Raw genomic sequence first — 13,236 nt, 5'->3', positions numbered from 1 at the left:
TATAACACGAACAATACTCAGGTCAGTTACCGATACTTATTGAGAATTGATTGGAGGGAATCGCCACTAACGTTATACTGGTTACACTTTTTTCCATGGTTTATGCAAACATTAATGATTATGCCTGTTTTCGCCATATTATCACTGATCGCATATCTGACTAGCCTTGGGTTGATTATCCCCAGTCTGTTAAGAAAAAAAGGCATTCATCGTCGCTGGACGCTGATATCGGCCATTATTGCGATCTTTTTCCACGGAATCGCTCTTCAACAGCGTATTTTTGATGTCGACTATGGCCAAAATCTGAGTTTACTTAATATCGCTTCAGGCACCAGCCTGTTGATCAGCGCCATCATGACATTTGTGGCTTCTAAAGATCGCGGTTGGATACTGCTTCCCATTGTTTACAGTTTTGCCATCATCAATCTGGCGCTGGCCAGTTTTACTCCCTGGGAATTTATTACCCATCTGGAAGATAGCCCAACGCTACTGGTGCATATTGTCTTAGCACTGTTCTCTTATGCTACGCTGATTATTGCGGCGCTTTATGCTATTCAAATCGCCTGGATTGATTATCGACTGAAGAATAAAAAACTCTCCTTCAGCCCGGATATGCCACCACTGTTGTCTATTGAACGCAAATGTTTTCATATTACTCAGGTTGGCGTTATTCTGCTGACTCTTACTTTACTGAGCGGCGTACTTTATCTGGATAACCTGCTTGGCCGGGAGAATGTACATAAAACCACGCTGTCAACCCTGGCATGGCTGGTTTATCTGGTGCTACTCTGGGGCCACTACAGTAAAGGCTGGCGCGGTCGTAAAGTAGTATGGTTTAGCCTGAGCGGTGCATTTTTACTGACCATGGGATATTTTGGCAGTCGACTGATTCAGGAACTTTTGGCTCATTAACAGCTTTTCATCAGTGCTGTTTATAAACTAATCGTGTAACTCATCATAACTGAGGATATTTATCGGTGGACGACGTATCAACCGGTACCCTAATTATCATTTTGATTATCATGGTGCTGATTTCAGCCTATTTCTCAGCCTCGGAAACGGGAATGATGACGCTGAACCGCTACCGGCTTCGCCACCTTGCCAGCAAAGGTAACCGTCAGGCGCGACGTGTAGAAAAACTACTACAGCGCCCAGACCGTTTAATTAGCCTGGTTTTAATTGGCAACAATCTGGTTAATATTCTGGCCTCTTCTCTGGCTACCGTTATTGGTATCCGCCTCTATGGCGACCTGGGTGTCGCCATTGCCACCGGTATTCTGACTTTTATTATTCTGGTGTTTGCAGAAGTTTTGCCAAAAACCATTGCGGCACTCTATCCTGAACGAGTGGCATTTCCCAGCAGCTTTCTGCTTAAGCCACTGCAAAAAATCATGGCACCACTGGTCTGGTTACTTAATAGTATAACCCGCCTGATTATGCATCTGTTTGGTTTGCGTTCCGACGTTAAAGGCAGCGATGCTGTCAGTAAAGATGAACTGCGTACTATTGTAAATGCTTCAAACCCGCTGATTTCTCATCGCTATCAAAGCATGCTGTTATCCGTACTGGATTTAGAAGTCGTCAACGTTGATGACATCATGGTTCCACGCCATGAAATTGTCGGCATCAACGTCAATGATGAATGGAAAGATATCCTGAAACAACTCACCCACTCCCCTCATGGTCGTATTGTGCTGTATCGCGATACACTGGATGATGCCATCGGCATGTTACGGGTTCGCGAAGCCTATCGTTTGATGATGGAAAAAAGTGAGTTTAATAAAGAGACCATGTTACGGGCAGCGGACAAAATTTACTTTATTCCGGAAGGCACACCGCTGAATGTGCAGTTGGTTAAATTCCAGCGCAATAGGGAAAAAGTCGGCATCATCGTTGATGAATACGGCGATATTCAGGGATTGGTTAGTGTGGAAGACATTCTTGAAGAAATCGTCGGTGACTTCACCACGTCTATGTCTCCTTCTCTGGCAGAAGAAGTGGTACCTCAGGCAGACGGCTCGGTTTACATTGACGGTAGTACCAGCATCCGCGAACTAAATAAAGCTTTTGGCTGGCACCTGCCGACTTCCACAGCCAAGACTATTAACGGACTGCTGTTGGAACATTTTGAAGATATTCCGGTAGCAGGCACTCACGTTGACTTCAAAAACTACTCTGTTGATATTGTCGAAGTGAATAATAATATGATTAAGCAGGTGCTGATTCGCCCACTTAACGGTGAACCTCCGGCAAAGAACCTGAAAAAGAAATAATAAATATCGGCAGATGACTGATAAAACAAAACCCGCTAAGAAAACTGCCCAATTTTAAGGGGTCAATTCATAAGGCGGGTTTTGTTATTTAACAGATTAACAACAGATAACTAAATTACAGATGTAACTCGGATAATTTCTCTGCCGGTAATGCCAGCTCATCGTTGTGATTCACCCGAATACCGCTGTCAATAATATGGCGGGCAATATCATGGGCTTCTTTCAATGAATGCATTTCATAGGTACCACACTGGAATTCATTCAGTTCAGGAATCTTTTTTTGATCCTGCACTTTAAGAATATCAGCCATGGCGGCTTCCCAGGCTTTAGCTACCCGGCCTTCTTCTGGTTGGCCAATCAGACTCATATAAAATCCGGTACGGCACCCCATTGGAGAGATATCGATAATCTCAACGCCGTTACCGTTCAGATGGTCTCGCATAAATCCGGCAAACAGATGCTCCAGAGTATGGATGCCCTTTTCCGGCAGAATTTCCCTGTTCGGGCGACAGAAACGTAAATCAAACACCGTAATGGTATCTCCATGGGGAGTTTGCATTGTTTTTGCAACCCGAACAGCGGGTGCAGCCATACGGGTATGGTCAACGGTAAAACTATCTAACAATGGCATTTTCGTCACCTTATAAAAAAATAACTTTTTTTACTTAAACAGGAAACCTTTCTTGAAAACGTGAGTCCTACTAATTACAAGAACACTCGTTATTATCATCCCTTTTATGAGATGTTTATAAGGCCACTAGATATGTGGCCTTTCTTTTATCCAGTTAGCGCTGGTTTTGTTCAGTCAGATATTGATCAAAACTTATCCTATCCTGCTGCTCCATCTCTTGCTGACGACGAAGAGAAGCGACACGTTCAGATTCCATCGCATCTTCCGTTAATACGCTTAACGGTTCTGACTGCAACATTTGACGATACTGTTCCGCCAGAGCCAAACCAAAGCTGCCAATACCAACATCTTTAATGGCCTGTAGCATTCTGCCGGAGAAGGTCAGTTCAGGATCTTCAAAGGCTGATATTAATTTATTGCATACATCCTGATATTGCGAATTTTTATTTGAGCCATCCAATACTTCGGCAACCCGCAGTAAATCTGCAAACAGCAATTTACCTACCACTTCCAGCGGTTGACGAGCAGTATCACAACCAATACCAATAGTCTGCCCCGGTTTACGCCCTTCCAGAATAACCCGGTTCCAGTTATGGCGAGTACATTGAAGTTCTTCACTGCTCATTTCTGGCGCATCTGCCAGCGTACACCAAATCAGGAACAGATCGAGGAAACGCGCCTGATCGGCATCAATACCAATTGGTGAAAACGGGTTGATATCCAGCGCTCTGACTTCAATATATTCCACACCGCCACGCAATAGTGCATCGGATGGCGATTCACCTTTGCGCGTAACGCGCTTCGGTCGGATCGGCGCATAAAATTCATTTTCTATTTGCAGAACATTGCTATTGAGCTGCTGATAGTGACCATTCTTTTTCTCATCCAAATGTTCAAATTGTTCGGCTGGAATAGAAATGGCTTTTTTCAGTCCTTCCACATAAGTGGTCAGATTATTAAAGGTAATGCCGAGATTACTTTGAGCAGTATTGGTATATCCCAGGTCACTCATGCGTAATGAGGTGGCATAAGGTAAATAACAGGCTCCGCTCTTTAGCTTCTCAAAAGGCATTTTGTTTTCACGGCCTTTAATAAAAGAGGAGCAAAGCGCCGGGGATGCTCCAAACAGATAAGGGATCACCCAACCATAGCGGTAATAGTTACGGATCAGGCGGAAATACCCTTCTGAAATTTTCTCTTTACCGCTTTCAGCATCAGTGATTCCTTCCCTCGCCTGCCAAAACTCTAATGGCAAAGAGAAATTATAATGAACGCCGGAAATAGTCTGCATTAATGCGCCATAGCGATTTTTCAGACCCTCACGATACAGAGTTTTAAAACGGCCGACATTTGAAGTGCCATACTGAGCTAACTCAATTTTGTCTTCTGAACTGATAAAGCACGGCATACTTAATGGCCACATCAGTTCAGAACCCAAATCGCGACTCACGTGGCGGTGAATGTCACGCAGAAAAGCCAGCAGGTGATCGACATTTCCGTCCACCGGCGTAATAAATTCGAGCAATGCCTCTGCAAAGTCTGTAGTTATCCAGCTATGCGTCAATGCCGACCCTAAAGATTTAGGGTGCGGAGTCGTCGCCAGATGGCCGTCTGGAGTTATACGAAGGGTTTCACGTTCAATACCACGTTGAATACCATTTAGAGCCTGAGGGTGCGCTTCCAGCCAGGATAGCGCTTTCGATACGTCCGGGATCAATTCGACCTCCCGTAATCAATGTTCATACAACCTGCCGAAACCGAAGATTCATATCGATACTTTTCTCTCTTTGTTAGCTAAAAAAAGAGATGCTCTTTAGAGTAATGACCATCACAAGCAAATAGCGTAGTGATTTCCCTAGTAACATAAAAAAAGTAACCGACCACCAGGGTAAACGTAACCACCCGGCCAGCAGACACAATAAATCACCCATTACGGGCAACCAACTTAATAACAACGCCGGAGAACCAAAGCGTTGTAGCCATTTCATGGCTAATTCTAATCGTGGGTGATGTTTAGGTACTGGCGCTATTCGGCCAATGATGACATTCGTCAGGCCTCCCAGCGTATTCCCTATAATCGCTACCACCAGCAATAACCACGGTGCTGTATTAACCGTGGTTAATAAAGTGACAAATACCACTTCTGAATTACCTGGTAATATAGTCGCACTCAGAAAACTGCTGCTGAATAGCGCCAATAACGACAGTGCATCACTCACAAATAACGAACATCCACGGCATCCATACCAGCAGCTTTAGCCGCCTGAAGGCCAAATGGTGCATCTTCAAAAACAATGCAGGAATCAGGGGTCACTTTCATTAGCTGTGCGCAGAGTAAGAAAGTGTCCGGTGCTGGTTTATGATGTTGTACATCATCAGCACCAACAATTGCCATAAAATAATCTTTTAGCCCAACGTGTTGCAAGAGCCTTTCAGCAAAACCATGCATACTTCCTGTACCTACCGCCATCGGACGTTTTCCATAATAGGATTTAACTACCTCGACAATTGGCAATGGCTTGACCATATCCAATACCATCTCTTCGACAATATCGAATTTTTCCTGCGCTAATTTATAAGGGTCCATATCAACCTGATAGCTATTGATAACAAACTCGGCAATCTTCCAGGAAGGTGAACCATTCAGAGCGATAACTTTTTCTAAATCCAGTTCCATATCATATTTTGCCAGTACTTCACTCCAGGCTTTTCGATGCCCTTCTTCAGTATCCAGCAGCGTGCCATCCATATCAAAGATCAGCCCCTGATAGCGGTCATACATGACAGACCCCTCAATATTTAGATAACAGACAATACACTATTCAGTTACTTTAACTTAAAAGCCGAATAATGTCGCTGATTGAGTTAACCCGGTAGCAGATTATGCACACAAGATAAACCCCTCTATTTATTAAGGTTAATTTACGGCATCAATATAGAAAATAATGCTTCCCGGAAAACATTATCTATTCAGAACAATACCTTGTAACAAATACGCCACATAAACATGGTGTTTATAGTGAATTTCATACCCAATCTTATTATAATAACCGACGGCTCATCGCCAAGGCACCGCCATAAAACAGATTCTATGCGCAACGTTTTTTAATCTGGAAACGCGCAGAATAGGGACATAAACATATACTAGAAAGTTATTCTCAAAAATGAAAGCCGTTATTGCTACATCAGCTATTTTACTCACTTTGTCTTTCAACGCCGTTGCAGAAGAAGCGGCTGATGACGGCATTTGGGAAACTATTAAGAGTAATGTGAAACAAACCTGGAACTCTCCTGGCAGAGATCTTTATGTCCCCCTGAATACCTGGCATAACCGTGCTATGTATGACAAGGATAAAATCGACTCTTATAATGAGCGGCCTTGGGGTATTGGTTATGGTGTGTCCCGGTTTAATAATGATGGCAACTGGCACTCTATCTATGCGATGGAGTTTCAGGACTCGCATAATCAGTTTCAGCCGATTGCAGGTTATGGCTATCAGAAAAACTGGTATTTTGGCAAAGACAGAGATTGGCGTTTAGGGTTGGGTTTTACCGCGGCCATTACTGCGCGCCACGAATACTCTTATATTCCACTACCGTTACCGCTGCCACTATTCTCGATAGAATACAAACAGTTTGCTATTCAAAACACCTATATTCCGGGTACCTATAATAATGGTAACGTCTTATTTACCTGGGCTCGCTGGCAGTTCTAGCTGAGAGTTTTCTCAGAGTCGGTAACGTTGACCTTTTTTCTCAGGCAGGTTAGCGTCCGGCCTGATTATTTAAGCCCTGTGACTAAAGTTCTATTAGTATTCATTTTAAATGTAATAAAAATAGAACTTCGTTTTATCGCCTGATTATCCCTTTAGCCACAGAGAGAATTTATGGATCAAGCACAACATCATCCTTCGGGCAAAACTCGTCATAAAGAGTATTCACTCATTCTGACTATGATTACCATTCCTGTACTGCTCTTTATGCAGCACAATACTAACCTTCTGATTACTGTTTTAATTAACCTTCTTGCACTGGTGACTATTCTGGGTGCAGCTTTTAGCGTAGTACGTCATGCTGACGTATTGGCTCACCGATTGGGAGAACCCTATGGTTCACTGATTCTGAGCCTGGCAGTGGTGATACTGGAAGTCAGTCTGATTTCTGCACTGATGGTGACCGGCGACACCGGCCCAACGCTAATGAGGGATACGCTATATTCTGTCATTATGATAGTCATGAGTGGGCTGGTAGGGATATCGTTATTACTGGGTGGTCGTAAATTTGCAACCCAACACGTTAATCTGGCGGGTATCAAACAATATTTAACGGCATTACTGCCGTTAGCAATTATTGTTCTGGTATTACCTGCAACCTTTGCCAGCGGCACCTTTAGCTCAGGTCAGCTTTTGATTATTGCCCTGCTGTCGGCTGGAATGTATATCGTGTTCCTGACCATACAGACAAAAACCCATCAAAATCTGTTTATATATGAGCACGAAGATGAAGGCGATGGCCCGGACGATCATCATGGAAAACCTTCTGCTCATGGCAATGCCTGGCATGCCGGTTGGCTTATAATTCATCTGATTGCCGTTATTGCCGTTACTAAGATCAATGCCGGATCGCTGGAGTATTTATTAACTGAATTGCATGCACCACCACAGTTTACCGGCTTCCTGATTGCATTATTAATTCTTTCACCAGAAGGTTTAGGGGCGCTGAAGGCGGTAATGAATAATCAGGTGCAACGCGCCATGAACCTGTTCTTCGGCTCCGTTCTGGCGACGATTTCGCTTACAGTACCTGCGGTAGTTGTTATTGCCATGATCACCGGTCAACATCTGGTCTTTGGTTTGTCGACTTCTAACGCAGTATTGCTTGTCACCGTATTGCTGCTTTGTCAGAGCTCATTTGCAACCGGCAGAACCAATGTGCTCAACGGAGCAGCCCATCTGGCCGTGTTTGTTGCTTATATGTTGGTTCTGATGATGGGATAATTTTTTCACTCAAAACGCCACTAAAATTAGTGGCGTTTTGATTTCTACTCATCTGAACTCCCTTCTCCTGTCTGGTTTTTCATTTTTTCACTCAATTAAACAAACACAAATGCTGTTTATTGCCCATGATTAGAGGTACTTTGTGTTACACGAATAAAGCTCAGTTTCCCCTTATCAGTATGAATGAAGGAAGCCATTATGAGTCAAAGTCCAACTATTAACCGTCGTATTGTTCTTGCCTCCCGCCCTTATGGCGTACCTACACTGAATGATTTTCGTCTGGAACAGCAGCCCATTCCTGTACCCGGAACCGGTGAATTATTATTGCGCAATGTCTATCTTTCCCTCGATCCTTATGTTCGCGGGCGTATGAGCGATGCGCCATCCTACTCTCCCCCGATGGAGATAAATGATGTCATCGTAGGTGGCTCGGTCAGCAAAGTCGTGCAATCTAACCATCCCGAATTTCAGACCGGTGATTGGGTTGTTAGTCAGGCTGGCTGGCAAGATTATATGGTTACGGATGGTCAGGACATCATTAAGCTGGATAGCATGATTCCCCATCCTTCTTATGCATTAGGAATTCTCGGAATGCCGGGATTCACCGCCTATATGGGGCTTTTAGATATTGGCCAGCCCAAAGCAGGGGAGACGCTGGTCGTTGCTGCCGCTACAGGCCCCGTGGGAGGAACCGTAGGCCAAATAGCTAAACTAAAAGGATGTCGGGTCATTGGTATTGCTGGCAGTGCTGAAAAATGCCGCTATGCGGTAGAAACGTTGGGATTTGACTTATGCCTCGACCATTACCAGCCGGATTTAGCTCATCAGTTGGCGAATGCTTGCCCTCAGGGAATTGATATCTATTATGAAAACGTAGGAGGTAAGGTATTTGATGCCGTTCTCCCTCTGTTAAATGCACGCGCCCGCATTCCGGTTTGCGGCATCATTTCGCAATATAACGCCACTGCCCTGCCTGATGGTCCTGACCGACTCGGCCTGCTGGAAAGCATTATTTTGAAAAAAAGAATTCGTATGCAGGGATTCATTATTTTTAATGATTATGCCCACCATTTTGGTGAATTTATTCAGCAAATGGGGCAATGGGTTGCAGAAGGAAAAATCAAATACCGGGAGCATCTGGTCCAGGGGCTGGAAAATGCGCCCGATGCCTTTATCGGCCTGTTAAAAGGTGAAAATTTCGGAAAGTTAATTATTCAGCTTGGCGATGAAAACTAATTACCACTGCTCAACTATGATTTATCTGATTTTATTATTCGGTACACCGGTAATCCTTGTGTGCCTTTTTAAGGAGATATGAATGTCCCACTTTGTCAATCCGCAACGGTATGATTCAATGCAATATGCCCGTTGTGGCCGCAGCGGAATTCAGCTGCCTAAAATATCGCTTGGCCTTTGGCACAATTTTGGTGATGTCACCCTGTATGAAAACAGTCGTGAAATGATTCGTGCTGCTTTTGATGCCGGTATTACCCATTTTGATTTAGCAAATAACTATGGCCCTCCTCCTGGATCTGCGGAAATTAATTTCGGTCGTATTCTGAAACAGGATTTTCAACACTACCGTGATGAAATGATTATCTCCTCTAAAGCCGGATACACCATGTGGCCCGGCCCTTATGGTGATTTTGGGTCTAAAAAATATCTGGTATCCAGCCTTGACCAAAGTCTGAAGCGTATGGATCTCGACTATGTTGATATTTTTTATCACCATCGTCCCGATCCTGATACGCCACTGGAAGAAACCATGTCGGCACTGGACTTGATTGTTCGCCAGGGTAAAGCGCTGTATGTCGGGCTTTCCAACTACCCGGCAGATAAAGCTAAAGAAGCGATTCGAATTCTTAACTCACTGGGAACACCTTGTCTTATTCATCAACCGAAATATTCCATGTTTGAACGCTGGATTGAAAATGGATTACAGGATGTTTTACAAGAAGAAGGAGTTGGCTCAATTGCCTTTTCACCGCTGGCAGGAGGCCTTTTAACCGATCGCTATCTGTCAGGTATTCCGGAAGGTTCTCGTATCGCCAGTGACAGCCCTTTCCTTACCAGCGATCAATTAACTGAAGTATGTATAACCCAAATTCGCCAACTGAATGAGATCGCCCTACGACGTGGACAAAAACTGGTCCAAATGGCTCTGGCATGGGTTCTACGGGAAGGTAAAGTGACTTCAGCGTTAATTGGTGCCAGTAAAGTCAGCCAAATCGAAGATGCGGTGGCTGCTCTAAATAACCTGACGTTTAGCCAACAGGAACTGAATGAGATAGACAGTATCCTATCCAGATAGAATCGTTAGCTCAGATAGCCGCCGTTGAGTTTACCGTGGCGGCTATCTGCTATAAAAAGAAGCTGATTAGCAAATAGATATTCAGGCTGACTACCAGCCCTACAATTGCCCGACCAATATTTTGCATCAATGTGCTATTGACCAAATCTCCCATCAACGCCCGATTCCCGGTAAAGCTCAATAATGGAATCAACGCCAAAGCAATACCAAAGCTAAGGAATACCTGACTGACAATCAGAATACGGGTGGCATCCATTCCGCTCATAATCACGACAAACGATGGAAGCATTGTCACGGCACGGCGTAACCAAAGCGGTATTTTGAAGTGAATAAAACCCTGCATCACAACCTGTCCGGCCATAGTTCCAACAACGGTAGAAGATAATCCGGCGGCCACCAGACTCAGGCCGAAAGTCACCGCAGCAAATTTACCTAGCAGGGGTTCTAACGTGACATAGGCCCGATCAAGCTCAGTAATTCCCGTTTGCCCATGAAAGTGAAAAACGGCCGCTGCCATTGCCATCATCGATAAATTAACAAAACCAGCAATAGTCATCGCCACGGCCACATCCCATTTAGTGGCAGAATAACGCTCTTCCCGGGTGCCTTTGGAATTTTGTGTCAATGCAGAATGCAGATAGATGACATGAGGCATGATAGTCGCACCCAATACCCCGGCAGCCAGAAATACGGCCTCATTATTTGGTAATCCTGGTATTAACATGCCGGTAGAAAGCTCAACAACGTCAGGTGCCGAAAACACCAGCTCAATAATATAGGCTCCGGCAACAAACAGCAGAAAAGCACCAATTACCCGCTCTAAAGGTTTATCCCCTTTACTCTGCAACATTAAGATAAGGAAGGTACAAATACCGGTTATCACGGCACCATTTAACAAGCTCACACCCAGCAATAGTTTGAATCCAATTGCTGCACCAATAAATTCAGCCAAATCCGTCGCTATCGCTATCAGCTCAGCCTGAACCCAATAAAACCAGACAATCGGGCGAGGAAACCGGTCGCGAATATGTTCCGCCAGATTTTTATTAGTAGCAATGCCCAACTTAGCGGAAAAAAGCTGTACCACCATCGCCATAATATTGGCCCAGACAACCACCCAAAGCAGCTGATAACCAAAAGCTGAACCAGCCTGAATGTTGGTCGCAAAATTGCCGGGATCGATATAACCGATGGCCGCAATAAAGGCAGGCCCCATCAAAGCAAGTCTGATCTTTCTCGATACTTTACCTGACTGAACTATGGCACCTGAATCTGACATGGATATGTTCTCCGAATCATCACACATTAAAATGATAATGACTCTCATTCAAATATCAACTTAATTGCGCTTATCGTTCAGATAGGCGCAATTAAACAGCCAGATAATATTTCGCATCAAAAACGCAGCTGTATTACCTAAATCAACGTAAATATTACGGTCATTATAATACAGTAAACTACAGCACACCCCATAAATACAACATTTAAGAAACCATCTGTAACAATAATGAAGTTAATTAATAACAATCACAGATTAGCCATTGAATAAAACTATCTATAACCAGTTATAGCTTCTTATAATAATAAACTACCTCGTCATTCGATAAAGGTATATTAACAAAAATAATAATCATAACAAATTGAATTTAAATGAGTATATATAAAAAACGACACTATATCCTTTAATCAACTCATTAAAATCACTATCATATCCACTGACAATTAATCGAAGATATCTACAGCCCTTTCGTAATTTTCCACTTTACCTTTAGCAAGTAAAAAACTTATAGTCCGGTAGACCTGATGTCCAGTTGCTCATATTTCAAATAATTTAAAATCAACCATCAAAATCGATTTGGTTTGAAATATGACGAAAATTCATCCTAAACACATTAAACAGCGGACTTGATATAACTATGACACTCACTCCCGTAATTGCCATCCATGGTGGCGCAGGTGCCATTACCAGAACTGCGATGACGACAGAAAAAGAGCAGGAATTCCGTCAGGCACTTTCCGAAATAGTAACCGCCGGCCAAACCATTCTTGCAGCCGGAGGCAGCGCAATAGATGCCGTAACCGAAGCTGTGCGGCTATTGGAAGAGAATCCCTTATTTAATGCCGGAAAAGGCGCCGTCTTCACCCATGCAGGAACTAACGAGCTGGACGCATCAATTATGGATGGCGCTACGCTAAATGCCGGCGCTGTGGCTGGGGTATCTCATATACGTAACCCCATTCTGGCCGCACGTGCAGTAATGGAACATAGCCACCACGTACTGTTTATTGGTGATGGAGCTGAAGCATTTGCTAAAACTCAGGGGATTGAATTTGTAGAGCCAGAATACTATTTTACCGAAGCTCGCTATGAACAGCTTCAACGAGCTCTGCGAGAACAAAGTGGTGCCGTACTGGATCACGATGGAGCTACCCGGGCAACAGAAAAGCTACAAAACGAACCTATCGATCCTGATAAAAAATTCGGTACCGTAGGTGCCGTAGCTATCGATATTCATGGCAATCTGGCAGCAGCCACATCCACCGGTGGTATGACTAATAAACAAGTTGGTCGGGTTGGTGATTCACCTCTTATTGGCGCAGGCTGTTATGCCAATAACCATACTGTTGCAGTATCCACTACCGGTACCGGGGAAATGTTCATGAGAACCGTTGCAGCCTATGACGTTTCCGCCATGATGGAATACGCAGGAATGTCGTTAGAACAGGCAACCAATAAAGTAGTAATGGAAAAGCTACCTGCAATCAATGGACGCGGAGGCCTAATTGCCATCGATTCAAAGGGGAATGTGGTTACACCATTTAATAGTGAAGGGATGTATCGGGGTATTGGCCGTGTGGGACAGGCGGTGTATGTGAGTATTTATCGGGATTAGTGGTTGTAAGCACACCCATTTTAGTACCACATACTTTTTGAGATTTCTGGGTTTTCAGCCATCAGCCGGTATTCTTCCGGTGTCAGGTTATTCAGGGATTCATGGGGCCGCTCACTGTTGTATTCATTCA

12 protein-coding genes and 1 pseudogene are annotated in these 13,236 nt (G+C 44.0%); 7 read left to right on the top strand and 6 right to left on the bottom strand.

From position 1 onward, the window contains the following. Window positions 1-120: 120 nt before the first annotated feature. On the top strand, window positions 121-912 hold the full coding sequence (locus LPW36_RS13900; protein WP_230610613.1) for a cytochrome C assembly family protein: 792 nt from the start codon (window positions 121-123) through the stop codon (window positions 910-912). A gap of 65 nt (window positions 913-977) precedes the next feature. After that, the gene (locus LPW36_RS13895) at window positions 978-2,273 is read left to right on the top strand and encodes a CNNM domain-containing protein (RefSeq protein WP_230610586.1); all 1,296 of its coding nucleotides are present in this window, start codon (window positions 978-980) and stop codon (window positions 2,271-2,273) included. Between the two features lie 115 nt (window positions 2,274-2,388). Here LPW36_RS13895 and luxS read toward each other — a convergent pair whose 3' ends face one another. The 4 genes from luxS to yqaB all read right to left on the bottom strand — a co-directional run bounded on the left by luxS (window position 2,389) and on the right by yqaB (window position 5,686). Then, the gene (luxS, locus tag LPW36_RS13890; RefSeq protein ID WP_230610584.1) at window positions 2,389-2,904 is read right to left on the bottom strand and encodes an S-ribosylhomocysteine lyase; all 516 of its coding nucleotides are present in this window, start codon (window positions 2,902-2,904) and stop codon (window positions 2,389-2,391) included. A 154-nt stretch (window positions 2,905-3,058) separates the two neighbouring features. Then, window positions 3,059-4,621: a glutamate--cysteine ligase gene (gene gshA / locus LPW36_RS13885; RefSeq protein WP_230610582.1), complete on the bottom strand. Its 1,563-nt coding sequence runs from the start codon at window positions 4,619-4,621 to the stop codon at window positions 3,059-3,061. Between the two features lie 73 nt (window positions 4,622-4,694). Further along, entirely contained in the window at window positions 4,695-5,123 is a 429-nt protein-coding gene (locus tag LPW36_RS13880; protein ID WP_230610580.1) for a YqaA family protein, read from the bottom strand. Next, window positions 5,120-5,686 (bottom strand): fructose-1-phosphate/6-phosphogluconate phosphatase, encoded by a 567-nt coding sequence (gene yqaB / locus LPW36_RS13875; protein WP_230610578.1) that lies wholly within the window; start codon window positions 5,684-5,686, stop codon window positions 5,120-5,122. The genes LPW36_RS13880 and yqaB overlap by 4 nt, the downstream gene beginning before the upstream one ends. Before the next feature lie 382 nt (window positions 5,687-6,068). Between yqaB and pagP the strand changes: the two genes are divergently transcribed. From pagP to mgrA, 4 genes are all read left to right on the top strand, one after another. Next, window positions 6,069-6,620, top strand: coding sequence for a lipid IV(A) palmitoyltransferase PagP (pagP, locus tag LPW36_RS13870; RefSeq protein WP_230610576.1), 552 nt, complete (start codon window positions 6,069-6,071; stop codon window positions 6,618-6,620). A gap of 171 nt (window positions 6,621-6,791) precedes the next feature. Beyond that, complete coding sequence (chaA, locus tag LPW36_RS13865) at window positions 6,792-7,901, top strand: sodium-potassium/proton antiporter ChaA (RefSeq protein WP_230610574.1); 1,110 nt, start codon at window positions 6,792-6,794, stop codon at window positions 7,899-7,901. Between the two features lie 198 nt (window positions 7,902-8,099). Then, window positions 8,100-9,137 carry an NADP-dependent oxidoreductase gene (locus tag LPW36_RS13860; protein ID WP_230610572.1) on the top strand — a complete coding sequence of 346 codons (1,038 nt, stop codon included), beginning with the start codon at window positions 8,100-8,102 and terminating at the stop codon, window positions 9,135-9,137. A gap of 82 nt (window positions 9,138-9,219) precedes the next feature. Next, window positions 9,220-10,212 (top strand): L-glyceraldehyde 3-phosphate reductase, encoded by a 993-nt coding sequence (gene mgrA, locus LPW36_RS13855; protein WP_230610571.1) that lies wholly within the window; start codon window positions 9,220-9,222, stop codon window positions 10,210-10,212. A 49-nt stretch (window positions 10,213-10,261) separates the two neighbouring features. Here mgrA and LPW36_RS13850 read toward each other — a convergent pair whose 3' ends face one another. Beyond that, window positions 10,262-11,491 (bottom strand): Nramp family divalent metal transporter, encoded by a 1,230-nt coding sequence (locus tag LPW36_RS13850; protein WP_230610570.1) that lies wholly within the window; start codon window positions 11,489-11,491, stop codon window positions 10,262-10,264. A gap of 637 nt (window positions 11,492-12,128) precedes the next feature. On the opposite strand from LPW36_RS13850, the gene LPW36_RS13845 reads away from it, so the two are divergent. Next, window positions 12,129-13,106, top strand: coding sequence for an isoaspartyl peptidase/L-asparaginase family protein (locus LPW36_RS13845; protein WP_230610568.1), 978 nt, complete (start codon window positions 12,129-12,131; stop codon window positions 13,104-13,106). Between the two features lie 20 nt (window positions 13,107-13,126). Here LPW36_RS13845 and LPW36_RS13840 read toward each other — a convergent pair. Then, window positions 13,127-13,236 (bottom strand): annotated as a pseudogene (locus LPW36_RS13840) (integrase); the annotation flags it as partial.

It is taken from the genome of Limnobaculum eriocheiris, assembly GCF_021010575.1.
Lineage (GTDB): Bacteria > Pseudomonadota > Gammaproteobacteria > Enterobacterales > Enterobacteriaceae > Limnobaculum > Limnobaculum eriocheiris.
The sequence above is the reverse complement of the archived record's forward strand: the minus strand, read 5'-3'. Positions and strand labels throughout refer to the sequence as shown.

Bases quoted from the DNA above. Each gene is read 5' to 3' on its own strand.
- LPW36_RS13845 (WP_230610568.1), top strand. From the start codon at position 12,129: ATGACACTCACTCCCGTAATTGCCATCCATGGTGGCGCAGGTGCCATT.
- chaA (WP_230610574.1), top strand. From the start codon at position 6,792: ATGGATCAAGCACAACATCATCCTTCGGGCAAAACTCGTCATAAAGAG.
- LPW36_RS13860 (WP_230610572.1), top strand. From the start codon at position 8,100: ATGAGTCAAAGTCCAACTATTAACCGTCGTATTGTTCTTGCCTCCCGC.
- LPW36_RS13850 (WP_230610570.1), bottom strand. From the start codon at position 11,491: ATGTCAGATTCAGGTGCCATAGTTCAGTCAGGTAAAGTATCGAGAAAG.
- mgrA (WP_230610571.1), top strand. From the start codon at position 9,220: ATGTCCCACTTTGTCAATCCGCAACGGTATGATTCAATGCAATATGCC.
- yqaB (WP_230610578.1), bottom strand. From the start codon at position 5,686: ATGTATGACCGCTATCAGGGGCTGATCTTTGATATGGATGGCACGCTG.
- LPW36_RS13900 (WP_230610613.1), top strand. From the start codon at position 121: ATGCCTGTTTTCGCCATATTATCACTGATCGCATATCTGACTAGCCTT.
- luxS (WP_230610584.1), bottom strand. From the start codon at position 2,904: ATGCCATTGTTAGATAGTTTTACCGTTGACCATACCCGTATGGCTGCA.
- pagP (WP_230610576.1), top strand. From the start codon at position 6,069: ATGAAAGCCGTTATTGCTACATCAGCTATTTTACTCACTTTGTCTTTC.